We start from the raw sequence: 25,357 nt of genomic DNA, 5'->3' as shown, positions 1-25,357 counted from the left end.
TAAAAGAAAAACGATGTGTAAATGTTTTCGTTACATTCTCACATCGTTTTTTTATATGTAGCTCGTCCACTTTAATTAACTTTTGATTCATGCTCCATATCCCAAAGCTTCTCAAAGAAAGGTTGTCCCTTAATTAATCGCTCACATAACTGGATATGCTTTGGAGACCATCCATGTATCGTTTCTTCGTATAATTGTCTCCATACTTCATCAAACTCTCGTTGCTGAATATCCTCATATTTCGTTGGATTCCATTCAGTATACCAATACTTTACCTCTGCGGCATTTTTAGTTGCTTGTAACTGATCAAGTGCCATAAATAATAATTGCTTTAATTGGCGCTCTTTTCTTGTTAACCCTCTCATATGTTGAGGTGCTAACGATAAAATATGATATTCTTTTTCTTCTTCACTTAACAATTCAATTGAATACTCTTCAGGCTCAATATCCTTTACCATTTCGAATACTAGTTGCTCCTGTCTTGGAATGATTCGGCTTTTGCGAATAGGAATTGTATACCCAATTGTGTCAACTGCAAGAATACCAATTCCATCTGTAACAACAAAACAATAATCCAACTGTATTCTTTCATGATTTTTACGAATATAAGCCTTTTGGAAAATATCTTTTAGTAGACCAGGTGGTAACTCCGCTAAGTTGTTTTCTATGTAGTCAAAAAGTAAGGAATTAACCTTTAATAGGGGAACCTGATCAAGAAGTTCAACACTGTCATCCTTTCTCCATTCATGAAAATGACAGACGTTGTACCCGTTCTCTTCACCTTCAAACCAATTTACCCAAACATCATGAAGAAATAACATTTTTTGACCCCTCACTTCAGTACCATTTGTCAAACAGTATAGGCAAATTTTAGATAAATTATTCCAGTCAATGAAGAATATGCTTGATTTTATTATCCAGGGTTGTCCTATTTAAAATATATGTTGTGAATTGTAAGAGAATGTTACTTTTCACAACATTAAAGGGTTTTTTATTGAATAAAATCCTCTGCTTTCATCCCTAAAAGTGATTTTGTCGCCTTGTGCGTTTTTTCCATGTAATTCTTCACTAGATGATAACCTACTGCATAACCAAGCATTTTGGGATAAAAACCTGTACCAAACATGAGCTGGGTAAACTTTGGATCTTGCCGAGTCATTTTTTTCTGGGGCAAAATTATTCTTTCTAAGAAACGATCGCATTGGTGAGGATGATAAAGCTTCGTCCATTCTGCAACGGCCTCTTCTCCGAGCTTTTCACGAACGGCATTTTCCGCCAATCCTTCCATTATCATTGTATCTATAATCGTAAAATCCTTTTCTGGTTTTGTGATAGCTGCCAAACGACATACATGATGATATTCATGAGTTAGCAAGGACTTTATATCTTCTTTTTTCACATCTTGTGATAGAAATAAAAATAACTTATCATGAAATGCTAATCCTGATCGGCCTCTATACTCCATCTCTATTTTCCTGTTATGAACATCTACTGGAAACACAAAAATAGGGACACTAGGTCCTTTCCATTCACTTTTCAACTTCTTTTTTTCATCATTGATGAAATGTAATAGTCGTTTATCCTTTATAACATCAATCCAATCCTGGCTAGCTGGAGATCGTTTATACATACCAAAAGAATGGAGATAGTTTGAAATCTCACGTGCATTCATTTTAGAGAAGTAAGGTGTTAGTTTCTCACAAATTTCATATTGATCTGGGGATGTTTCTAGCCACTCCGTTGTGTTTATAACACTCATTTTGCTAATCACTCCTTCCCTCTTTAGTTTATGAATTGAAGGAAGGACTGTTCTTACTTTTGGAGATTACAAGGGATATTAATAAAAGCAAAAAAGCCAAATCAATTTTGATTTGGCTTTTTTATGTTATGCATGATATTTTTTAAAGATTATCGTAGCATTGTGGCCACCGAAACCTAGTGAGTTGCTCAATGCTGTATTGATTTCTTGTTTACGTGCTTCATTCGGAACATAGTCCAAGTCACAATCAGGATCTGGTGTTTGTAAATTGATTGTTGGTGGAAGAATTCCTTCTTTAATAGCTAGAATACTAAAAATAGCTTCTACACCACCAGCAGCACCTAATAAATGTCCTGTCATTGACTTAGTTGAACTGATTGCAAGCTTATTAGCGTGTTCACCGAATACCTCTTTAATTGCTAATGTTTCAAACTTATCATTATAAGGCGTACTTGTACCATGTGCATTTATATAATCGATTTCATTAGCGTTAAGGCCACTGCGTTCAATTGCCATTTTCATTGCTCTTGAACCACCTTCACCATTTGGAGCAGGTGCTGTGATATGATAAGCATCACCTGTTGCGCCATACCCAACAATTTCAGCATAAATATTTGCACCACGTGCTAGCGCATGCTCTAATTCTTCAAGAACAATAATTCCAGCTCCTTCACCCATAACAAAGCCATCACGATCTTTATCAAATGGTCGACTAGCTGTTTTAGGATCTGAATTTGTTGATAATGCCTTGTTTGCAGTAAAACCTGCAAATGACATTTCAGTTAACGGAGCCTCTGCCCCACCAGTGATCATCACATCTGCTTCTCCACGCTCGATAACTCGGTAAGCATCTCCAATGGAATTTGTTCCGGTTGCACAAGCTGTTACTGTACAAGAGTTAAATCCTTTTGCACCTAATGCAATTGAAACCTGACCTGTAGCCATATCAGGTATTAGCATTGGTACGAAAAATGGACTAACACGTCTTGGTCCTTTTTCTAATAACGTTCTATATTGCTGTTCAAATGTTTCCATTCCACCAATACCAGAACCAATCCAAACTCCAACACGTGGAGCGATTTCGTCTGTTATTTCTAAATTCGCATCTTTTACAGCCATAAATGATGCTGCAACAGCATATTGTGTGAAACGATCCATTTTACGAGCTTCTTTTTTCTCCATAAATTGTTCAACATCAAAATCCTTCAATTCTGCAGCAACTTTAGCCGGATATGGTTCAGAATCAATTCTTGTTATCGGACCAACACCTGATACTCCATTGATCGCATTTTGCCACGACGTTTGCACATCATTTCCAATTGGAGTTAAAGCTCCTAACCCAGTTACTACCACTCGCTTTTTTTCCATAATGATGACACCTCACCTTTGAGAGAATTTTATTTTATCGTTTAGATTGTTGTTCGACATATTTCGGGCAGTGACAGGCACGCCAACCCCCGTCCTTAGCACCTACTTACCCCAACGAAGAGCAATTGCTCCCCATGTTAGTCCACCGCCAAAGCCTACCATGACAATTAGGTCTCCGTCTTTAATCTTTCCTGCTTCTAGTTCTTCTACTAGAGAAATAGGGATAGATGCAGCAGAGGTGTTGCCATATTTGTTAACTGTTTTAGACATTTTTTCTACAGGTAACTCTAAACGTTCACGAGCAGCTTCCATGATACGAATATTTGCTTGGTGCGGGATTAAGAAATCAACATCTTCTTTTGTTAATCCTGCTTTTTCCAAAACGTTAACACTCGACTCGCCCATTTGCCTTACAGCAAACTTAAACACTTCACGGCCATTCATGATGATATATTCATCTTGATATAAGTGCTTTCCACCTGTTCCATCAGTACCAAGCTCAAAGGATAATATGCCTTTCCCTTCACTAACAGCTCCAATGACAGCTGCTCCAGCTCCATCCCCGAAAAGTACCGCTGTATTACGATCATCCCAATCTGTAATTTTCGAAAGCTTCTCAACACCTACAACTAATACATGCTTATAAGCTCCAGATTCAATAAACTGTTTAGCTGTAACCATACCATACATGAAACCAGCACAAGCTGCACTAATATCCATTGCCGCAGCTTTAGTTGCACCTAATGATTCCTGTAGCATACATGCAACAGATGGAAATGGTTGATCTGGTGTTACTGTCGCAACCAAAATTAAATCTAAATCTTCAGCTGCAATTCCAGCATCCTTTAGTGCTTTCTCTGCAGCAAACTTAGCCATATGTGAAGTATCAACTGAATCATCAGCAATGCGACGTTCCTCGATTCCCGTTCTCGTTCTAATCCATTCATCTGATGTATCCACGATTTTCTCTAAATCAGCATTTGTAACAATTTTTTCAGGCGTGTATCGTCCGATACCAATGATCCCTGCGTTCATTTGTGCAGCCCCTTTATCTTTTTAATAAATAGTAAACAAGTGAATTTATTTTTTCTAAATTTATATCAAATGTTATGACTTGGTACTAATTTTATCTTATTCAAAAATTTTTTTCAATATGAATGTTTTGGTTCACGAGTCTAGAACCCGTCTTGATCACATTCATAAAATATTACTACATGAACCCTGACACTAATCTTTCTAAGGAGGTGTTAAGATGGAATATAATGAAACATTTTCTGAAGAAAACTCTCATGATTTAGATGATCAAATAACCAAAACCGATGAAAATAAAGAGAAGAACACCGTTTCAACAGATAAATTCACTCAACTTATGTTCGGAAATAGAGTTCCAAAAAGACTTCAACATTCCTCGTTTCAAGAAGAAGAACAAGAAAACAAAAAAGAAGATGTAAACTATTTTACTTTAGTGGGGCAAATCGATGATATTATGGTTTCTCTCGAAAACCTTAAACCAGTTTTAAAGGAACTGTCCCCTATTATGGATTTTTTTAAAAAGGAGAAATGATTTCCCCAAACAAGAAAAAGCTGCCAATGGCAGCTTTTATTGTGCATCCTTTTTTCCTAATTCGTACGCTTCTCCCATAACCTTCGTAAATAACTCAAGCATAGGTTGAATTGTTTCCATAGATAAGTCAATCCCTGAACCTTCCAATTTTTGCTTAGCTTCAGGTAAATATTTCATTGCAATCTGCATAAATTCCATCGTTTTTGGATGCTGTTCCATTCATCATCACTCCTTCTTATTCTCTAGTATTATCATATAATGCATGATCTTGTATGTATAGAAACATGCTTACAATTGATTAGGTAAAGCCACTTTCCTTATATTCCTCAATGGATTCTTGAAGATCTGTTTGAAAGCTTTTTTCTACTAAGGGGCTAAATTTACCCATTGAAATAACACCATCTTGGAAATCATAAAATAATTCCCCACTTTTAAGTTCTCCGCTATCAAAACTTTTTGCAACAAGCTCATATAAGACATCCACATGTTGAACTGTACTTGTGAGAACTGTTCCTTTCCCTAAATCAGATTGATCGGATACAAATCCAATCGCATACAAGCCTCTTCCTTTAAGCGCTCAATGACAGAGATGTTATAACCATCTCCTGCAACATAAACAATGTCTACTCCTTCAGCAATCATTGCATCTAACAGTTTCATGGCTGTCGCGACATCATTCCAATCTTGTACATATTGAATATCAACATTTACATTTTCATTTTGGAAATATGCCCCTTCAAAAAAACCATCAATTTCAGGCTGCCATTCAAATGCGGCTAATACACCAACCTTATCATTATTCGTCATTTCACCAGCAACCATTCCACCAAAAAAGCCCATTGCATGTGATTCAAAGTTTAAGCTTGTGACATTTTCTCCAGAAGCTTCTCCGTTGAATAGAACGAAATGAATGTCAGGATAATCTTTACAAATCGTATTAAAAAAAGCTGCATATTCACTACCATGACCAAAAATCAGATTAACATCCTTTTCCTGAAACTGGTCAATAGCAGAACGAATACTAAATTCATCATTCATTCCTTCTTTATAAAAAACATCCACGCCTAGTTCAGACTGAATTTTCAGCAGCCCCTTGTACCCTTTTGTTCCCCATACTTTATCATCTATTGTTTCGGGTACAAGTAAACCTACTTTCTCCAGTTTCCCTGAAGCTACGGGTTGTCCACAACCAAAAAGCGAAAAAAGAAGGATAAGGACAAAACCAAACTTTATGTACATGGCAACCCCTCCCTTATTTGAGTTTACTGCCTTTATTTTATATCTTCCATATTTATTTGTACAATAACATTCTACTTCAGTTTATAAATATCTTGAAACCTTATAATAGTATCAAGCTGTTGCTCTAAACCTTTTTCAATTGAAGTTGAAGAATGTAAAACTTGTTTCTCAAATACATCATCCATTTTTGAAGAGGTTTCATTCATTTTTATCTCAACTGAAAAAGAGTTAGTTTCATCATCATTCAGCTCACTTACAAAGGAATACATCTTTCCCTGTTGAAGTTCATCCATATATGTCCAAACTGCATTTGTTGCATCTTCTATATACATAATGGGCTCCTCAATATTTAATGACGTTTGTTTATTGTCTATATAAGCTAACAAGTGCTGATGAATTTTTTCTTCCTCAGGCTGAAAGGGACCATAAAGACTTGGAAATAACAAAACAGAATAATGATCAAGCTGCTCAGAAAGGTAGCCTAGCCTTGTTTCAATAAGAGGGTTTTTATCTTTATTAGGATGAATGACATTTGACCCTATTAAAAGAAATTGGGTTTTATGTTTCTTAGCTAATTGTATGGCATTTATAAATTCTTCCTTTTCAAGTTCCTTTTCAACCATGTCAAAGCAAAACAGAATAACATCTGCTTGATCTTCTTCAGTTAAATGACGTGAGGAAAACTCCGCTTGAAAAAAAGCGTTTCTTCCTATTAACATAAGTCGTTCGTTTAGTAAGTTCTTTTGATCATCTCTATTTGGCTCAGTAAATATTCCTGTTACTTCTACCCCTTCTTCAAGAAACTTTTCAATAAGTGAAAAACCAATATAAGAATGTGCTCCAAATACCATAACAGAATTAACCATAACATGACCTCCTTAGTAGGCGTTATAACCAAAATATGCGGGAGAGCAGGTTAATATAACTTTAAATCAGATTAAGGCCTTACTCTCTCACAAAAAAAGCGTCTCATAAGATAAAGACGCTTTAAAGATTCCTTCATAAGATCCTCTCATTTTCTTTGTAAAACCGAATGATCGATTGATTCGTTCGATAAGGATTATCACCTAAATGGTAAATTAATTGAATGGGAGAACCTGCCTCTTTCCTTAATTCTTCAAACCGCTTACTATGATGATGATGAACATAAGTACTGCTATTCATCCTTTGCCAAATTCTAACTGGAACTTGTGAATTTATAGTAGTAAGATTTGGTAAATCAAGTCTAGGGACCTTCTTCTGGTCAGTCCCATAGGCTTCAGCAATTTCTTTTATTAATCTTTTATAAAAAAACTTATGCTCTTTTTCATTTTCTAAATGGGCTTGGAGGTCAAGGCAAGGATTCATCATGGCTACAGAGCGAATCTTATCTGGTATTTCATTCATTAATTGCAATCCAGTTAACCCACCCATACCGTCGACTAACAGATGGATACGTTGATTTAAAATTTCTTTCTTCATTACAAGATGATAAAGCTGCTTTGCCATAGTAACTGACCTAGGACTTCCCCAATGGTTTCCAAATAAATTAGAGTGAAAAAGGGTATATCCTTTGTTCATCAACTCGGAAATTAATTGATTACGTCCATAATGCTGATGCCAAAAACTCGATGTTCCATCAACAAAATCTGATCGATCACCGATGATAAATATTCCAAACCCATTCGGTTTTGTTGGTAAATGGATTACATTCCATTCCGTTTCAATTTGAAAAAAACGCTCCGTTATACTCATCACTTGCCCACCACCTTTCTCTTTTGTGACTTTTCTATTCTTTATAATGTATGTCTTAACATACAAAAAGAATGGGACTGTATCACTATTCATGCAAATATAGACGATTTCAACCCTCTTCAACCTTTTTATAAGTAATTTGTTTTATTATTTCATGCAGGATTTGTAGAGTTTATGAACAATTAAAAAAGGTTCTTTTATTATTGAAAGATATTGTGATAATATATAGTAAGAATTCGTCTGGAAATAGAGGTGAACGATATGCGTTTCTTTTGGACATTTTTTTGGACTTTTTTATTAATACATATGGCGTCATATGTAGTTAACTCTATGACAGGTGGTCATTATGACTTTATGGTTGCAACGGTACTTGCTGTGATTGCAACCGTTGTCATCTTTGTCATTGCGGAATTAATTCCTAGCGAGCCAGTTCCAAACCATGACCATCATTAAATGATCGACTAAAAGACAAAAAACCCTACTTATAAAGTAGGGTTTTTTGTTTCATTTCATTGAAAGCTAAATCATTAAGGCTTTCTTTTATATGTCCATTGACGATTATGGTTGGCTGTTTCTGGGAAACGATCTCCCGCTTTTAATTTAATTTGACCAGGGTTTTTTACGTTGTCCCCTGATTCACCTATTTCTACATACATTCCATTGTTAGGTGCTTTTTGACCAGCTCTAAAACGATGTTGTTGGCCCATTTTAACTCCTCCTCCCTTGCTTACTTATAGTATCTCCACTAGGACCAATTTCATGAGTTCAGAAAAGTTCTTTACAGGATTCCAAACCTGTAGTTAAATGGTAAAGGATTGTAAATCTTATGAACGGAGGATGTTAAGTTGGATCTATTTTTAATCATAAAATACTTCTTATTAGGAGTATTTCAAGGTTTTACGGAACCAATCCCCATTTCTTCAAGTGGACATTTAGTCTTTGCCCAGCATTTTCTTGGCCTTGAAATTGAAGGATTATCATTTGAATTGTTAGTTAACGCAGCTTCTTTAATAGCTGTTTTAATGATATACCGTGAAGATTTAGTAAGATTAACTGTAAATGGGTTAAAATACATATCAACAAAAGACAAGCATAGCAAAAATGACTTTCAATTTATCATTTATCTTATTATCGCAACGATCCCGGCAGGAGTCATTGGTATCCTATTTGATGATGTGATTTCAAAGCACCTAAAACACATTCAAGTAACAGCCATTACCCTAATTATCACAGGAATTGCATTATGGACAATTCGTAACCTACGCGGGAGAAAAAATGATGGAGATCTAACATTGAAGGATGCTCTCATTGTGGGATTTGCTCAGGCAGTTGCATTAATACCTGGAATTAGTCGATCTGGTGCTACAATTGTTGCAGCCATGGCTTTGGGTATGAAGCAGGAAACAGCTTTAAAGTTTTCTTTCTTACTTTTTATCCCAGTTAGCTTCGGTGGAATGATTTTAAGTATCACGGATTTAATGGATGATCCAAATTTAGACACATTACTTATCCCTTATATTATTGCGTTTATTGCAGCACTTGTAACTTCTTATTTCTCACTGAAATGGTTTATGAATATTATGGCTAAAGGAAATTTAAAATACTTTTCTTTTTATTGTTTTGTGGTTGGGATTGCGGTTTTGTTGTTTGCATAGAGAGATTTTAAAGCGTGAAGGGCGACCTCTTGCGCTTTTTTTGTTTTCATTATAGGAGTTTTATTTTAGTTGTACCGAACCTGGACAAGGCGGAATACATGGCATGTTGGGATCGTTTTTACTTCTGAGGCTCGATTCGTGTAGTATCGAGACACATTGATTTTCTTTCTCCCTATTCTTGTCCCGATTCTCGCAGTATCGAGACTGCTTCCTCTTCTCGATCACTTCCCCTGTCTCGATTCACCCAGTATCGAGACTCCTTTCTCTTCTTGATCACTTACCTTGTCTCGATTCTCACAGTATCGGGACTCCTTCCTGTGCTCTCTCAACTTTCCTGTCTCGATTCACCCAGTATCGTATAAATGCTAAATTATTAATGTACAAAGATGATCATATAAGAATGTACAGTTTTGCAATGTGCATGCATAATTACTTTGAGGTGGAGAGAATGCATGTACAGCTAGATTTACAGACAGAGATAGAAATTAAAAGCCTAGAAGATTTACCAAAGTTAAAATTTCTTATGGAGAGCTTAAATATGAAAATAAACAAAAGTAAAGTCGGGCGTGAAATGGGTGTAGATAGGAGGACGGTGGATCGATATTTAAAGGGCATGGGATCAAGTAAAACTCGTAATAGAAAGTCTAAAATAGATGAGTTATATGAAGTAATCTCAGAATTACTCTCAAAGGAATCAATACAAACATTTTACTACAAGAGGGTTCTTTGGGAGTACTTAAAGGACAACCACGGTTTAGATTGTTCCCAGTCTTCTTTCAGGAGATACATATCGAACAAACCTGAGTTCCAAGCATACTTTACCGATGGTCAGAGGACTTATGCCAATCAATCAGTTGTTCGGTTTGAAACCCCTCCCGGGGAACAAGCTCAATTTGACTGGAAGGAGAACATAAAATACATAACGTCTGATGGAGAAATTTTAAAGGTCAATGTAGGAGTCTTTCTGTTAGGAAATTCGAGATACAAGTCTTATGGTTTGACCCTGTCCAAGTCACAAAGTGTATTAATGTCTTTTTTGATGGAGAGCTTTGAAGCAATTGGAGGGGTTCCAAAGACCATATTAACGGACAATATGAAAACAGTAATGGACGAACATAGAACAGAATATTCAGGAGGAGTGGTTAATGAACGTTTTGAACAATTTGCCAATGATAATGGATTTGAAATTAAACCCTGTATTGCAGGAAGGCCAAGGACAAAAGGGAAAGTAGAGAGTATTATGAAGCTTTTAGATGAGATTCATGCGTATCAGGGGAAGTTCACTTTTGAAGGTCTTCACCAATTTGTACAAAATCTTTGTGAACGCCATAATCAAAGTTTTAATCAAGGTAATAGGAAAATTCCAATACTTGCCTTAAAACAAGAAAAGAGTCACTTACTCCCCTTACCAAGGAAAGAAATAAGAGACTCTTACAAGATCAAACACAGGCTCGTAAAAGTAAACCCTCCAAGCATGATTACATACAAATCAAACCAGTATTCAGTACCAGCTGAATACAAAGGGAAAACCGTAGGTTTACAAGTCTATGACGACCACATACATGTTTATTATAACATGGATTTGATCGCTCAACATCGAGTCAGTAAAAAGGTATTAAATTACAAAGAGGAACATTATCTAGACGTGTTGTCACGAGGAATGCCAGATTACCCTGACATTGACGAGCTAGCTAAAAAGAATCTACTGACGATGGACGAGGTGTATAAAATTGAATAGTAGTTATCAACAATTAGTGAGTAATTTGGAATATTTAAACTTAAAACAGATGATTAATCATCTTCACGATACCATTGATTTTAGTACCAAGAATGAATTATCCTTTGTCGATACATTGATGAAGTTAACGAATTATGAAATCGATGTACGTGAGAAGACAATGATTAATTCGATGGTTAAGGTGGGGCTTTTCCCCACCGCAAAGAGGTAAATGAGTTTGATTTTGATTTTCAACCAGCAATAAATAAACAACAGATTCTGATTTTATTTCTCTGCGTTTTATCGAAGATAAACAAAATATTATCTTCATGGGAACGAGTGGTGTTGGTAAAACCCACTTAGCTACTTCCATAGGGATCGCTGCAGCCAAAAAACGAACGAGTACCTATTTTATTAAATGTAATGAACTTATTTTAAACTTGAAAAAGGCAAAGCTAGAGAATCGCTTAGAGTCTCGATTAAAACACTATGGAAAATATAAGTTACTAATTATTGATGAAATTGGTTACCTTCCAATTGACAGAGAAGATGCCAAATTATTCTTTCAGCTAATTGATTTGAGATATGAAAAGAAAAGTACAATTTTAAACTACAAATATTAGCTTTAAAGAGTGGGATGCGGTGTTCCAGGATACTAAATTAGCAAATGCAATATTAGATCGTGTTTTACACCACGCAACGGTCGTCAACATTGTTGGTCCTTCTTACAGAATTAAAGATCACTTAGCAAAAGAAGATGATGATTAATTTTGTACATTCTTAAATGATCAAAATTGTACATCGTTAGCTTGACATTTACAAGTATCGGGACTCCTTCCTCTCCTCTCTCAACTTTCCTGTCCCGATTCTCCCAGTATCGGGACTGCTCCCTCTACTCTCTCAACCTTCCTGTCCCGATTCACCCAGTATCGGGACTGCTCCCTCTACTCTCTCACTTTCCCTGTCTCGATTCACCCAGTATCGAGACTCCTCCCTCTACTCGATCACTTTCCCTGTCCCGATTCACCCAGTATCGGGACTCCTTCCCCTGCTCTCTCACTTTCCCTGTCCCGATTCACCCAGTATCGAGACTGCTCCTTCTGCTCTCTCAACTTTCCTGTCCCGATTCTCCCAGTATCGAGACCGCTCCCTCTACTCTCTCAACTTTCTTGTCTCGATTCACCCAGTATCGGGACTCCTTCCTCTGCTCTCTCAACTTTCCTGTCCCGATTCACCCAGTATCGGGACTCCTTCCCCTGCTCTCTCAACTTTCCTGTCTCGATTCACCCAGTATCGAGACTCCTTCCCCTACTCTCTCACCTTTCCTGTCCCGATTCTCACAGTATCGGGACTCCTTCCCCTGCTCTCTCAACTTTCCTGTCTCAATTCACCCAGTATCGAGACTCCTTCCCCTACTCTCTCAACTTTCCTGTCCCGATTCTCACAGTATCGAGACTGCTCCGTCTGCTCTCTCAACTTTCCTGTCCCGATTCACCCAGTATCGAGACCGCTCCCTCTACTCTCTCACCTTTCCTGTCCCGATTCACCCAGTATCGAGACTGCTCCGTCTCCTCACTCAACTTTCCTGTCCCGATTCACCCAGTATCGGGACTTCTCCCTCTTCTCTCTCACTTTCCTTGTCTCGATTCCCCCAGTATCGGGACTTCTCCCTCTTCTCACTCCATTTTCTTGTCTTAATTCGAACAACATTAGTTTACAATCGTCCAAGTACATTAGTATCTCCTCTACTCCTCAACCATCTCAATCCATCTCAAACATCTAACATCACCCAAAAAAGGCGTGTTAACTAAGATCAGTCAACACGCCTTTCGTATATAAGTATTACCCCAACAATTTCACCAACAACGCTTTTTGAACATGCAGACGGTTTTCTGCTTGTTCGAATACAGCTGAATGCTCGCCGTCGATAATGGATGCTGTTACTTCTTCTTCCCGATGTGCTGGTAAGCAGTGCAGGAAGTTGTAGTCTTTCTTTGCATGCTTTACGAGTTCATCATTTACTTGGAAGTCTTTAAATGCAACAAGACGCTCTTGTTGTTCACTTTCTTGCCCCATGCTCGCCCATACATCTGTATATATGATATCGGCATCTTTCACCGCTTCAATCGGGTCATTTGTGATCGTGATTTTTGCACCTGTCTCAGCAGCAAGTGCCTGAGCTTTTTCCACTACATCTTGGTTTGGTTCATATCCTTTTGGACAACCTAGGGAAAAGTCCATTCCCACTTTTGCAGCAGCAATCATAAGAGAATGTGCAACATTGTTTCCATCACCTAAGTAAGCTGTTTTCACGCCAACGAATTTCTCTTTCAGACGGTAAATCGTTTTTAAATCAGCAAGTGCCTGACAAGGATGGAAAAGGTCTGTTAATCCATTGATAACTGGAATGCTTGCGTGCTTAGCTAGTTCTTCAATTTTATCATGACCAAATGTACGAATCATAATAGCATCAACATATCCAGACAGTACTTTAGCTGTGTCTGATACAGGCTCTCCTCTTCCAAGTTGAAGGTCTTGGCTGCTTAAGAATAAAGCATGACCTCCTAATTGAAGCATTCCTGTTTCAAACGAAACACGAGTTCTTGTTGACGATTTCTCAAAAATCATCGCAAGTGTTTTTCCTTGTAACACTGGCTGAAGCGGATTTTCTTCTAACTTAAAAGCATCTTCAATTAAGTCTAGAATTTCCTGCTGGCTATAATCAAGTAAAGTTAAAAAATCTCTTTTTTGTATCGTTTTTTCTTTAAGCTTTAAACTCACTCTTGCCCACTTCCTTTCATTTCTACTTGCTCTTTATGAGTTCTTTACTAATGGCTTCGTGAGTTGTTGAATAGAAGATACATCCTCATCCAATGCAAAGAGGCTATCAATACAAGCATAGTACGTAGCAAGGTTTGTAAATAGAATCATTCCTTTTTCTAAAGCTTGCTGTCGTTCTAGCTTTGCTTCTTCACTATCAACAAGGGATACAAAAATCCCTTTTTCTCCCTCAACCCATGTTTGATAATCACTTGTTACTACGTTAAGACCTGCTTCTTTTGCAATCTTAATTGCCTTTTCATTTTCTATATCAAAGTAAACACTTGTCACATTTTCTAGCTCTTTTTTGAAAATTTTACGGTAAACACTCTTTAAATCTTTGCCCACACACATTCCTTCACCAGTTGCCTTCATTTCCGGTCCTAATGTGATATCAACATCATGAAGAGCATGACTTGAGAAGACTGGGTACTTAACAGCCACCATATTCGACTGTTCTGATGATTGAATTTGCAGATCTTTTAGTTTTTTTCCACATAATAAATGTGTTGCATGCTTAATTACTGGAATACCTGTTACTTTGCTTATAACTGGTGCAGTTCTGCTTGCACGCGGGTTTACTTCAAGCACGTAAATGTTTTCACCATTTACTAAAAATTGAATGTTCATAATGCCGCGATAGTTAAGCTTTCTCACTAAGGCATTAGCGTAATCAGCAATCACCTGTTTATTTTCATCTGTTAAATTTTGAGATGGTAAAATGGCTAAGCTGTCACCTGAGTGAACGCCCGCTGGCTCAACATGCTCAATATAAGTTGGAATAAATGCTTCTTCACCGTCAGAAATCAGGTCTATTTCACCTTCAAGGCCTTGAACAAATTGATCGATCAATACGGGATAAATCATATTTGTATTTTCCGAAAGAAGCTTAGCTAGTGTTGCTTCGTTATGAACAACAACCATTCCTTTTCCACCAATAACATAAGAAGGTCTTAATAAAAGTGGGAAGCCAATTTCACTAGCGCCCTTTAATGCTTCTTCTGCATTGTTTGCTGTTAAACCAGCAGCATGTGGAATGGATAAGCTATCTAATATTTGATAAAACTTATCACGATCCTCTAACCAATCAAGAGTTTCCGTGTCAGTACCCAATAATTGAACTCCTGCCGTTTCTAACTGTTCAGCAAGGTTAATCGCTGTTTGCCCACCATATTGAACAATAACAGAATCGATTCCTTCTGAATCCACAATGTTTAACACGTGCTCAAGGGTTATTGGTTCAAAGTACAGGCGATCAGCTGTTTCAAAATCTGTACTTACTGTTTCTGGGTTATTATTGATCATGACTGCTTCATAACCTAATTGCTTAAGAGCCTTAATTCCATGTACTGCGCTATAATCAAATTCGATTCCTTGACCGATACGAATTGGACCGGAACCGATAATTAAGATTTTTTTCTTGTCTGACAGTTCAGGCTGTTCGTTTTCTCCAAAATACGTGGAGTAAAAATAGTTCGTACGTGCTTCAAATTCTGCTGCACATGTATCAACATATTTATAAGAAGCCTTCACTCCTGCTTCAAGACGAAGCTTGCGAACATTTGCTTCAGGAGAATTTAAGAGTGATGCGATTGTACGGTCTGAGAATCCTTTTTCTTTTACTTCAGCTATTAAATCAGCTCCTAGTGTTTCAAGAGACTTTCCTTTAAGCTGGTTCTCAAGATCAACAATCTTCTTGAAAGATGAAAGGAAATAAAGATCCATTTCTGTCATTTCGTGAATTTCCTCAATTGTAGTTCCTCTTCTAATCAGCTCCATTACAGCAAAAAATCTACGATCATCAGTCTTTTTCATTAAGTTAATGATTTCATCAGTTGATAATGTCACTAACTCCGGAAGATGTGTTCCGATGTTATCTAATTCTAATGAATCACAAGCTTTTTGAAGAGCAGCCTCAAGATTACGTTCAATGGCCATAACCTCGCCGGTTGCTTTCATTTTCGTACCAAGCTTACGGTCCGCTTTGTTAAACTTATCAAACGGCCATCTTGGGAATTTAACAACAACATAATCAAGCGCTGGTTCAAAGCTTGCATATGTGCTCATTGTTAATGGATTTTTTAATTCTTCTAGTGTGTAACCAACTGCAAGCTTTGCAGCGATTTTTGCAATTGGATAACCAGTAGCCTTTGATGCTAGAGCAGATGATCTGCTGACCCGTGGATTAACTTCAATCACATAGTATTGCTTGCTTTTTGGATCTAAAGCTAATTGAATGTTACATCCACCGACCACACCTAGTGCTGAAACGATCTTAACTGCTGCGCTTCTTAGCATATGGTAATCCTGATCTGTTAACGTTTGAGATGGCGCAACAACAATTGAGTCCCCTGTATGAACACCAACTGGGTCAATGTTTTCCATATTACATACAGAAATACATGTACCTTTATGATCTCGTATCATTTCATACTCTACTTCTTTAAAGCCTGCAATGCTTTTTTCAATTAAGCATTGTGTTATAGAGCTTGCATGTAATCCACTTTTTACAAGCTTCTTAAATTCTTCTAGATTTGAAGCAATTCCGCCACCTTTTCCTCCAAGTGTATAAGCTGGGCGAATGATGATTGGGAAGCCAATTTTTTCAGAAAACTCAAGAGCTTCATCAAGAGTTGTGACAATAGAGCTCTCTCAGGTATTGGCTCGTTTAAATCGTACATTAACTGACGAAATTCGTTACGATCTTCACCTTTGCGAATTGATTCAATTGAAGTACCTAATAATTGCACTCCATATTTTTCAAGAACACCTGCTTCGTGAAGTTCCATCGCTAAGTTTAGTCCTGTTTGACCACCTAATGAAGCAAGTAAACCATCTGGTTTTTCTTTTTCAATAATGTTTGTTAGACTTTCAACTGTTAAAGGTTCAAAATACAGAACATCTGAAAATTCCTCATCTGTCATAATTGTTGCCGGATTGTTATTAACAAGGACAACTTGATAGCCTTCTTCCTTTAACGCTAAGCATCCTTGTGTTCCTGCATAATCAAATTCTGCCGCCTGACCGATTATAATTGGGCCAGAACCGATTACAATGATTTTTTTATTGATTGGTTTTTAGACATAAAGTATATCTCCTTTTGCAGCAGCGACTAAATCTAAAAATTCATCAAAAATCCATTCACTATCTGAAGGTCCTGGATGTGCCTCTGGATGAAATTGTGCTGTAATAATTGGTAAGTTCTTATGTGATAATCCTTCGATTGAATCATCATTAATATGATAAAAACGCATATCTAACTCTGTTTCTTTTAAGCTATCTTTAATCACAACATAGCTGTGATTTTGCGAGGTCATAAATACTTTGTTTGTCTTCACATCATATACTGGCTGGTTAGCTCCTCTATGTCCAAACAAAAGCTTTTTCGTTTTTGCACCAAATGACAGGGCAATTAACTGATGACCTAAGCAGATACCTAATGTTGGGTGAGCAGCAACAACTTTCTTAATTTGTGAAAAATAGTTTGCTAGTTGCTCTGGATCTCCTGGTCCATTTGATAAAAGGACTCCGTCAGGTTTAAGATCAGCAACTTTGTCAATCATTTTAAAAGGAACTGTTGTTACCTTACAACCTCTATTTAAAAGAGCTGTTAAAATTGATTTTTTATAGCCAAAGTCAACTAAAGCAATATGTTTTTCACCACTACCATAAGTTTCAAGTTGATCTGATACAACCTCAAAAACTCCATCCTCGAAGATTGCACAGGCTGTTCTTCTTTGTTTAAGGTTGTTGAGATCGTAGCCGCCATTGATCCATGATTTCTAATTTTCTTCACAACAGCACGTGTGTCAACGTGGTGAATGATTGGAATATTCCACTTTTCCAGATACTCCTTAAAGCTGTATTGCGCTTCATAGTGTGAATAATTTGTTGTGTTTTCATAGATAACTACCGCTTTTACTTGCGGCTTTTTACTTTCATCATCACTTATATTAATCCCGTAATTTCCAATAAGAGGATACGTAAATACAACAATTTGATTTTTATAAGAAGGATCTGTTAATACTTCCTGATAACCCGTCATTCCTGTGAAAAATACAATTTCTCCGTTAATGTCCTCCGAGGAGCTATGTTCAAGTATCCCGTTATACACTGATCCATCCTCTAAATGGAGATATCCTTTCATCTGCTTACACCTCGTTTGTCTATAGTTCTTCTAATGGTGGAAACGTCCACCTATTAGTGTGTGGATAATTATTAAAAAATAAGTATTTTTATTCAATTACATGTAAAAAAAATACTGATCTTATTGCGCACCTACAGATTGCTCGATAGTTGAAAACACACCTGCTATTGTTTCAATCGCTAAATCGATCTCGTCATATGATACTGTTAATGGAGGAAGTAATCGAACCACATTTGGTCCAGCTGGTAAAACAAGTAATTGTTTTTCTCTGAGCTGATTAATTATATCTCCAACTTGTTCCTTACACTCTATTCCAAGTAATAAGCCTTTACCGCGAATCTCTTTAACCAGTGCATGAGCTCCTATTACAGTATTCAACTTGCCAAGCAGATAGTTACTTTTTTCTTCCACTTCTTTAAGAAAATTTTCTTCAAAGATTTGGGTAAGTGTTGCTTTTGCAGCAGCCATTGCAATTGGATTACCACCAAAAGTAGATCCGTGGCTTCCTGCCCCAAACGTATCAATTAGTGACTGCTTTCCGATCATTGCTCCGACTGGTAAGCCACTCCCGAGCCCTTTTGCAGAAGTGATAATATCAGGTGAGATTTCGTAATGTTGATAGCCAAATGGCTTTCCTGTACGACCAATACCTGTTTGAACTTCATCAATGATTAATAATGCTCCGATACGTTTGCATGTTTCCGTTACTTTTTGAAGAAATTCTTGTTGTGCTGGAACAACTCCACCTTCACCTTGAACAACTTCGAGCATAATTGCTGCTACATCGTCTTTAAGCTCATCTAATGAATTAGAATCGTTGTATGGCAAATATTGAAATGTTTCAAGCAAGGGTCCGAAGCCTTGTTGAATTTTTTCCTGACCTGTTGCTGACATTGTAGCGAACGTTCTGCCATGAAACGATTGTAGAAAGGTTACAATCTTTGTTTTTCCAGTGTGCTTGCGTGCTAGTTTAATTGCAGCTTCGTTCGCTTCTGCTCCACTGTTACAGAAAAAAACAGCATCTCCTTCTGTTGAGTCAACTAAGAGTTTTGCTACTTCTTCTTGAATTGGCTGATGAAATAAATTAGACATATGCCAATACTTTGTTAACTGGTCTGCAACAGCAGCCGTCACATTCTCATTTGCATGCCCTAAGTTACAAACAGCAATACCGGAGATAAAATCTAAGTACTTTTTATCATTCTCATCAGTTACCCATGAGTACTTTGCTTCTTTAATCGTTACATCCCATCTTGCGTAGGTAGGGAATAAATAACTCATGATCGCAAAACCTTCCCTTCTTTTACAATTTTTGTTCCTTTGAATATACCGTTCTCAACAAAGGCCTCGCTTCCACTTACAATCATAACCTCCTGACAAATGTCAGATAAAGTCGCTACGGCTGATTCGACCTTTGGAATCATTCCCCCTGTAATGACCTCTTTTCCGATCAATTCAGTAATTTCTTGAGGTGTAATGGTTTCAATAACCTGCTTATTTTGATCCATAATTCCAGGTACATCTGTTACAAATAAAAACTTCTCGGCTCCTACCCCATTTGCAATGGCTGCCGCAGCTAAATCTGCATTCACATTTAGTGTCTCGTTTGTCACAGTGCGTGCCAGTGGTGCAACAACTGGTATATAGCCATTTTCCATTAATAAAGATACAACTGATGTTTGAACTGAGGTTACTTTTCCTACCAATCCCAGATTCTCTTTATCTAAATATTCCGCTTGTAAAAGTCCACCGTCAGTACCTGATACTCCGATCGAATTGAACCCTTTTTGCTGAAGAAGATTTGTCAGATGTTTATTAATTTTACCAGCTAGCACCATTTCAGCAATTTCTAATACGTCCTCTGTTGTCTTTCGTTGACCGTTATAGAACTCAGTTTCTATTTCCAGAGCTTTTAGCATCTTTGTAATATCTGGACCACCACCATGGACAATCATGACGCGCCAATTTGATGAAACCAAATCTTTTAAACTTTGGAAGAATGTTTCTGATAATTGATGAACGGTACTGCCACCACATTTTAATACGACTGTTTTTGACATAACGATCTCCCTTATGTTCTGTAGCTTGCGTTAATCTTCACGTAATCATATGTTAAATCACAGCCCCAGGCTTTACCGACTTGATCCCCAACTCCCAGGTTGACTGTTATTTTCACTGAATCTTGTTTTAAATAGTTTGATGCAGCTTCTTCGGAAAATGATTGTGGACTGTTATTTGTGAACAAGCATAAATCACCTAGGAAAATATCAATCTTTTCCGGTTCCACCTGTGCCTCACTATATCCAACTGCACAAATAATTCTCCCCCAGTTCGCATCTGCCCCATAAACCGCAGTTTTCACTAAGCTTGAACCAACGATTTTTTTGGCAACAACATTTGCTTCCTGCTTTGTTTTAGCACCTGTTACTTCTACTTCAATCAGCTTTGTTGCCCCTTCACCATCCTTGGCGATTTGCTTTGCTAACTCTTCACTTACTAATTGAAATGCTGCTTTAAAGTCATTCCACTGAGGATGATTTGGATTTAGCGAATGATTATCTGCCTTGCCATTTGCCATGACTAAAACCATGTCATTTGTTGATGTATCACCATCAACAGTAATTTGGTTGTATGTTTTATCTGTTACTTCACTTAATAGTGTCTGTAGGGATGCAGAATCAATATTCGCATCTGTTGTAACAAATGAAAGCATTGTTGCCATATTTGGATGAATCATTCCAGATCCTTTGGCTGCTCCACCAATTGTTACTGTTTTCCCGTCAATTTCTACTTCGTAGCAAGAGTTTTTCATAACCAAATCTGTTGTTAAGATCGCTGTTTGAAATGCCTCTGATGCTTCTTGACTACATTTTGGATTTAACTCTTGAATTCCGGCACGAATTTTATCCATCTTCAAAAATTCACCAATAACACCTGTTGAAGCAACCGCTACGTAATGAGGCTGGATATTAAACAGGCTTGCACAGCGCTCTCTCATTTCATATGCATCTTTTAACCCTTGTTCACCTGTACATGCATTAGCGTTTGCGCTGTTAACAATAATCGCTTGTAATAAGTTTTCTTTTGCTACACTTTCTTGTGTTACCTTTAATGGTGCAGCTTGGAAATGACTTTGAGTGTATACAGCAGCACAACTCGCCGGTACTTCACTATAAATAACTCCTAAATCATTTTTCGAATATCGTAAACCTGCATGAACACCGTCAGCAGAGAAACCTTTTGCTGAAACGATTGACCCGTTCTCAATTTTTTTGATGCTAGATGTTTCTTTTGCTTGTAGCACGTTTATTTCCTCCTGGTTGTCGTGATGATCTAATTCTCTTCATCACTTACAAATCGTCTTATGGATATATAGGTGCAAAGTACAAGCCCGTTGTTTCTTCATAGCCGTTCATTAGGTTGAAGTTTTGTACCGCCTGACCTGCTGCACCCTTCATTAAGTTGTCAATTACCGCAACAATCGTTACTCTTCCTGTTCGTTCATCTACTTTTAGACCGATGTCACAAAAATTTGAGCCGTAAACCTCCTTTGTTGATGGAAACTCATCTTGTTTACGAACACGCACAAATGGTGATGCAGCATAAAAGTCTTTATATAAATCTAATAAGCTCTCTGTTGTATATGACTCTTGTAAACTAGCATAAATCGTCGCCATAATTCCTCTTGTCATTGGAATAAGGTGTGTATTAAATGAGATAGCTGTTATCCCATCATTTAATGCAAAAAGTGCTTGCTCCACCTCAGGTATATGTTGATGTTCATGAACTTTATAAATTTTTATATTTTCATTTGTTTCAGAAAAATGAGTAGCTTGTGAGATATTACGGCCTGCTCCAGAAACTCCAGTTTTCGCGTCCACTATAATCGATTGTTCATGAATAATCCTGTTCTGTACAACTGGTGCTAAGCCCAATATCGTAGCTGTTGGAAAACATCCTGGATTTGCAAGCAGTGTTGCCTTCTTAATTTCTTCTTTATTTAATTCTGATAAGCCGTAAACTGTCTTTTCAAGTACCTCATCTTCTACACAAGGTCTTTTATACCAATGCTCATACTCATTACGGTCCTTCAACCTCAAATCACCGGACAAATCAATAATCTTTACATCTGAGTCAAGAAATTGTGGTGTTAAATTCCTTGAAACCCCAGGAGGTGTTGCTAAAAATAATACATGTATATTCTTTTTGATGTCTTCCACATCAATATTTTTTAATATGTGATCACTCAAATCATGTAGATGTGGAAATGTGTTACTGTATGGCACATCCATTTCTGAAGATGAATAAAGGATACATTCTTCTACATGTGGATGATTGGATAATATACGATATAATTCGACTCCACCATATCCTGTGGCCCCGATAATTCCGACTTTCACCAAATCACACCCTCTAGTAAGTTCGTTTTCTAAATTATTTCTCAATTATAAGTTTGTATAAAAATAAAATCAAGTGTATAAATAATATTTTTTTAAATTTTAAAACTAATTCTTATGCATATTGAGATTGTGTTAGTTTATGTTGGAAATAGCATCATTTATATATATACATCAATATGCATAAATGAAACGAAAAAAGTGTATAAAAAAACATCAATCTAACTCATATGAGTAAATTGATGTTTTCTTATGTTTATTGAATTCCTAGAGCAATTTTTGCAATTCTGGACATTTTATCTTTTGTCCATGGTGGATTCCAAACAATATTTACTTCTGTGCTCTTAACTTCTGGGATATCATCAAGTGCAATTTTGATTTGTTCAACAATCGTTCCTGCTAATGGGCGAGCCCATTGAGGTAAGTGTCATTGTTACGATTGTTTTCCCCTCTTCATCCATTTCAATGTCATAAACAAGTCCAAGGTTGACAATATCAACACCTAGCTCTGGATCAACAACTGTTTCTAACGCACCATAAATATTTTCTTTTAGTGATTCTTCCATCTCTGTAAGCACTCCTTTTAAGATCGTGGTACCTTGAGTATAGTAAAAGCGAAAGTAGAAAGAAAGGATTCTGCTTTCTCATTGCGCTTTACTATAAAGATAAACCTAATTTTAAAAAGCAACTACCTTTACATATTCATCTATAAATACCTTTCAAACCAATCAACTAATGCTAATGTACCTTCCCGGGATACTTTGTGGTCAGCTAATGGGTCAGCAATGAACCTCAGCTTTTCGGGTTGTGCCTCATACATTGGTATGATTTCTTTGTAAAATTGATAGGTTGGAGCAAATGGAACAACATTATCTCGTTCACCATGCCAAAAGAGAAGTGGTCGATTTTGAAGCTTTTCTTTTTGCAGGCTCAAGTCAAATGGCTGTAAATGTGTTAGTTGTTCCTCAATTTCATCATTTGACAGCGGAACCTCCACTCCGCTTTGTTGTAAAGAATACAGCTGCTCTTTTAGAAGTGTAGTATAACATGGGCTTCCCATTAGACTGACTGCTGCTTTTATCCATTCATATTGAGTAAGAGCCCCTAACGTTGTAATCCCCCCCATAGAGGTACCTGCTAGTCCAATACGCTCTGAATCAATTAGCTGCTTATGTTCAAAGTACTCTTTTATTATGTTCACTTCTTTTATTTCATTCAATACAATCTTCCAAAAATTCAAGCTTAATTCTTTAGTGTCATAACTCTCGCTTCTCTCTCCATGGTATAAAGCCTCAGGTAAGATGACTCTCATACCTTTTTCAGCTAAATAATAAGCATAGTGGAGGTTGTTTTCTTTGGCACTTGTAAAACCATGTACAAAAATCACGAAAGGTGTTTTTGTGTCCTGAAGCGACTGTTTGACGATGTGTAAGGCTGGAATGTTTTCTATATGTAATTTTTCAACAATAATCAATGATTATGCGCCTCCTGAGTAATTTTCCCACTTTGTTAGTGTAACATGTAGACATCAAAGTTGGAAAAAAGATACACTGTTATTGAATAGGTGTACCCTATAAGTAGCAATTGTGCCTACATAAACCGGATATCACCTAAAAAACATATATGGTAAAGGAGACTGTATGGAAACGAAACCTTTTTTAATTGCTTTAGACTTAGATGGGACTCTTTTAAAAGATGATAAAACAATATCACCTTACTCTAAGGAAATAATCAGCAAAGCAAAAGCAGCAGGCCATATTGTCTGTATCGCAACAGGTAGACCATTTCGATCAAGCTCCATTTATTATGATGAATTAAACCTAGATACACCGATTGTCAATTTTAATGGTGCATATGTTCATCATCCAAAGGACGATAGTTGGGGATCCTATCATACTACTTTAGATTTGGAAGTTGTAAAGCAAATCATTGATGTCGCTGAAGAGCATCACTTACATAATGTTTTAGCTGAAATTATTGATGATGTGTATTTTCATTATCATGATGAAAAAATGATCGATGTTTTTAGTATGGGAAATCCGGATATTAAAATCGGTGATTTACGTCAAAATTTAGGGAATGATGTAACGAGTATCCTTATTCATGCGGCTGAAGAAGATGTTGAAAAAATTAGAAATTACTTATCAGATGTACATGCTGAAGTTGTTGATCATCGCCGATGGGCAGCACCGTGGCATGTTATTGAAATTATTCGAGCAGGAATGAATAAAGCAATTGGTTTGGAAAAAATCTCTTCTTATTATAATATCCCTTCTGAACGCATCATTGCATTCGGAGATGAAGATAATGATTTAGAAATGCTCACATACGCAGGACAAGGTGTAGCGATGGGAAATGCCATTACAAAGCTTAAAGGTGTTGCTAACAAGGAAACTAAAACGAATGAAGAAGACGGAGTTGCCCATTATTTAAAAAACACACTTGGCTTATAAGTCTTTAAACAGGTAGTTTTATGTATTTTGTGACAACATTCTTATGTAATCTAGATAGTAATTGCCATTAATATAATCAACTTTTTCGCACACAATAATCTTGACGCATCGAACGAGAGCGTCATCATTATAAAGGGGGCTTTTTCAATGGGTAAACGTAACAAATCAAAACGTTTTGTTCAACAAGGCAAAGATATCGTTACTAAGCACGATGAGAGGTTCCCTTACCACTCAACATTATCTGAATCAGAAGCACATAAAAGTAAAACAGATGATACTCCACTTGGAGGGATATAAGTGACAAATCCATTATTTCAGCAAGCTCGTGAAGCAGTTGCCTATGCAAACTCTATATCCACAGGTTCTGAGCAGGGAGATCAACAGGAAGCAGTTATGAAGGCAAAAAATGCCTTATCTTCTGCTTTTGCAAACTGTACAGATGCTGAACGAGCTCAACTTCGAGAGTTACAGCAAACACTTACTAACATGTAACAAAGCAAAGCG

The 25,357-nt window shown here is 37.0% G+C and carries 21 protein-coding genes and 5 pseudogenes; 8 read left to right on the top strand and 18 right to left on the bottom strand.

Features of this window, described 5'->3' with window-relative positions; genetic code table 11:
- Positions 1–71: 71 nt before the first annotated feature.
- The 4 genes from MVE64_RS18040 to MVE64_RS18025 all read right to left on the bottom strand — a co-directional run bounded on the left by MVE64_RS18040 (position 72) and on the right by MVE64_RS18025 (position 4,162).
- Positions 72–821 (bottom strand): YjbA family protein, encoded by a 750-nt coding sequence (locus MVE64_RS18040; RefSeq protein WP_231309132.1) that lies wholly within the window; start codon positions 819–821, stop codon positions 72–74.
- 170 nt (positions 822–991) lie between these two features.
- A complete protein-coding gene (locus MVE64_RS18035) occupies positions 992–1,759 on the bottom strand; it encodes a DUF2268 domain-containing putative Zn-dependent protease (RefSeq protein ID WP_247340010.1) in 768 nt (255 codons plus the stop codon).
- Between the two features lie 126 nt (positions 1,760–1,885).
- Entirely contained in the window at positions 1,886–3,127 is a 1,242-nt protein-coding gene (fabF, locus tag MVE64_RS18030; protein WP_247340008.1) for a beta-ketoacyl-ACP synthase II, read from the bottom strand.
- A 102-nt stretch (positions 3,128–3,229) separates the two neighbouring features.
- A complete protein-coding gene (locus MVE64_RS18025) occupies positions 3,230–4,162 on the bottom strand; it encodes a beta-ketoacyl-ACP synthase III (protein ID WP_247340005.1) in 933 nt (310 codons plus the stop codon).
- Positions 4,163–4,379: 217 nt separating this feature from the next.
- On the opposite strand from MVE64_RS18025, the gene MVE64_RS18020 reads away from it, so the two are divergent.
- Complete coding sequence (locus MVE64_RS18020) at positions 4,380–4,691, top strand: hypothetical protein (protein WP_247340004.1); 312 nt, start codon at positions 4,380–4,382, stop codon at positions 4,689–4,691.
- 36 nt (positions 4,692–4,727) lie between these two features.
- Here the strand turns inward: MVE64_RS18020 and MVE64_RS18015 are convergent, their stop codons facing one another.
- The 4 genes and pseudogenes from MVE64_RS18015 to MVE64_RS18000 all read right to left on the bottom strand — a co-directional run bounded on the left by MVE64_RS18015 (position 4,728) and on the right by MVE64_RS18000 (position 7,664).
- Positions 4,728–4,910 carry a ComZ family protein gene (locus MVE64_RS18015; RefSeq protein WP_098798711.1) on the bottom strand — a complete coding sequence of 61 codons (183 nt, stop codon included), beginning with the start codon at positions 4,908–4,910 and terminating at the stop codon, positions 4,728–4,730.
- A gap of 69 nt (positions 4,911–4,979) precedes the next feature.
- A pseudogene (locus MVE64_RS18010) lies at positions 4,980–5,930 on the bottom strand (BMP family ABC transporter substrate-binding protein).
- Positions 5,931–6,001: 71 nt separating this feature from the next.
- A complete protein-coding gene (locus MVE64_RS18005; RefSeq protein ID WP_247340003.1) occupies positions 6,002–6,796 on the bottom strand; it encodes a hypothetical protein in 795 nt (264 codons plus the stop codon).
- Positions 6,797–6,929: 133 nt separating this feature from the next.
- Entirely contained in the window at positions 6,930–7,664 is a 735-nt protein-coding gene (locus MVE64_RS18000) for a hypothetical protein (RefSeq protein ID WP_247347139.1), read from the bottom strand.
- Between the two features lie 261 nt (positions 7,665–7,925).
- On the opposite strand from MVE64_RS18000, the gene MVE64_RS17995 reads away from it, so the two are divergent.
- On the top strand, positions 7,926–8,117 hold the full coding sequence (locus MVE64_RS17995) for a DUF2929 family protein (RefSeq protein WP_098798715.1): 192 nt from the start codon (positions 7,926–7,928) through the stop codon (positions 8,115–8,117).
- A gap of 74 nt (positions 8,118–8,191) precedes the next feature.
- Here the strand turns inward: MVE64_RS17995 and MVE64_RS17990 are convergent, their stop codons facing one another.
- Positions 8,192–8,371: a YjzC family protein gene (locus MVE64_RS17990; RefSeq protein WP_098798716.1), complete on the bottom strand. Its 180-nt coding sequence runs from the start codon at positions 8,369–8,371 to the stop codon at positions 8,192–8,194.
- 138 nt (positions 8,372–8,509) lie between these two features.
- Between MVE64_RS17990 and MVE64_RS17985 the strand changes: the two genes are divergently transcribed.
- From MVE64_RS17985 to istB, 3 genes and pseudogenes are all read left to right on the top strand, one after another.
- Positions 8,510–9,319 carry an undecaprenyl-diphosphate phosphatase gene (locus tag MVE64_RS17985; RefSeq protein WP_247340002.1) on the top strand — a complete coding sequence of 270 codons (810 nt, stop codon included), beginning with the start codon at positions 8,510–8,512 and terminating at the stop codon, positions 9,317–9,319.
- Positions 9,320–9,767: 448 nt separating this feature from the next.
- Entirely contained in the window at positions 9,768–11,057 is a 1,290-nt protein-coding gene (gene istA / locus MVE64_RS17980; protein ID WP_247340000.1) for an IS21 family transposase, read from the top strand.
- Positions 11,050–11,804 (top strand): annotated as a pseudogene (gene istB, locus MVE64_RS17975) (IS21-like element helper ATPase IstB). Before istA ends, istB begins: the two are co-directional and overlap by 8 nt.
- A 1,074-nt stretch (positions 11,805–12,878) precedes the next feature.
- On the opposite strand, the gene argF reads toward istB, so the two are convergent.
- From argF to MVE64_RS17930, 9 genes and pseudogenes are all read right to left on the bottom strand, one after another.
- On the bottom strand, positions 12,879–13,817 hold the full coding sequence (gene argF / locus MVE64_RS17970) for an ornithine carbamoyltransferase (RefSeq protein WP_247339992.1): 939 nt from the start codon (positions 13,815–13,817) through the stop codon (positions 12,879–12,881).
- A 102-nt stretch (positions 13,818–13,919) separates the two neighbouring features.
- A pseudogene (gene carB / locus MVE64_RS17965) lies at positions 13,920–16,927 on the bottom strand (carbamoyl-phosphate synthase (glutamine-hydrolyzing) large subunit); the annotation flags it as partial.
- A gap of 6 nt (positions 16,928–16,933) precedes the next feature.
- Positions 16,934–18,003: pseudogene (locus MVE64_RS17960) on the bottom strand (carbamoyl phosphate synthase small subunit).
- A gap of 120 nt (positions 18,004–18,123) precedes the next feature.
- On the bottom strand, positions 18,124–19,284 hold the full coding sequence (gene argD / locus MVE64_RS17955; RefSeq protein WP_281730383.1) for an acetylornithine transaminase: 1,161 nt from the start codon (positions 19,282–19,284) through the stop codon (positions 18,124–18,126).
- Positions 19,281–20,063 (bottom strand): acetylglutamate kinase, encoded by a 783-nt coding sequence (gene argB / locus MVE64_RS17950; RefSeq protein ID WP_247339990.1) that lies wholly within the window; start codon positions 20,061–20,063, stop codon positions 19,281–19,283. Before argB ends, argD begins: the two co-directional genes overlap by 4 nt.
- Before the next feature lie 11 nt (positions 20,064–20,074).
- Complete coding sequence (gene argJ / locus MVE64_RS17945; RefSeq protein ID WP_247339983.1) at positions 20,075–21,307, bottom strand: bifunctional ornithine acetyltransferase/N-acetylglutamate synthase; 1,233 nt, start codon at positions 21,305–21,307, stop codon at positions 20,075–20,077.
- Positions 21,308–21,365: 58 nt separating this feature from the next.
- Positions 21,366–22,403 carry an N-acetyl-gamma-glutamyl-phosphate reductase gene (gene argC / locus MVE64_RS17940; RefSeq protein ID WP_247339981.1) on the bottom strand — a complete coding sequence of 346 codons (1,038 nt, stop codon included), beginning with the start codon at positions 22,401–22,403 and terminating at the stop codon, positions 21,366–21,368.
- A gap of 253 nt (positions 22,404–22,656) precedes the next feature.
- A pseudogene (locus MVE64_RS17935) lies at positions 22,657–22,966 on the bottom strand (metal-sulfur cluster assembly factor).
- 140 nt (positions 22,967–23,106) lie between these two features.
- The gene (locus MVE64_RS17930) at positions 23,107–23,874 is read right to left on the bottom strand and encodes a prolyl oligopeptidase family serine peptidase (RefSeq protein WP_247339979.1); all 768 of its coding nucleotides are present in this window, start codon (positions 23,872–23,874) and stop codon (positions 23,107–23,109) included.
- Between the two features lie 166 nt (positions 23,875–24,040).
- On the opposite strand from MVE64_RS17930, the gene MVE64_RS17925 reads away from it, so the two are divergent.
- The 3 genes from MVE64_RS17925 (at position 24,041) to MVE64_RS17915 (ending at position 25,345) form a co-directional block, all read left to right on the top strand.
- A complete protein-coding gene (locus tag MVE64_RS17925) occupies positions 24,041–24,853 on the top strand; it encodes a Cof-type HAD-IIB family hydrolase (protein ID WP_247339978.1) in 813 nt (270 codons plus the stop codon).
- 147 nt (positions 24,854–25,000) lie between these two features.
- On the top strand, positions 25,001–25,150 hold the full coding sequence (locus MVE64_RS17920; RefSeq protein ID WP_176551110.1) for a hypothetical protein: 150 nt from the start codon (positions 25,001–25,003) through the stop codon (positions 25,148–25,150).
- Positions 25,151–25,345 carry a DUF3813 domain-containing protein gene (locus MVE64_RS17915; protein WP_247339977.1) on the top strand — a complete coding sequence of 65 codons (195 nt, stop codon included), beginning with the start codon at positions 25,151–25,153 and terminating at the stop codon, positions 25,343–25,345.
- The last annotated feature ends 12 nt before the right edge of the window (positions 25,346–25,357 follow it).

The sequence above is a fragment of the Metabacillus endolithicus genome, from assembly GCF_023078335.1.
GTDB lineage: Bacteria > Bacillota > Bacilli > Bacillales > Bacillaceae > Metabacillus > Metabacillus endolithicus.
Note: the sequence above shows the minus strand (reverse complement) of the source record. Positions and strands in the feature narration are given on the sequence as shown.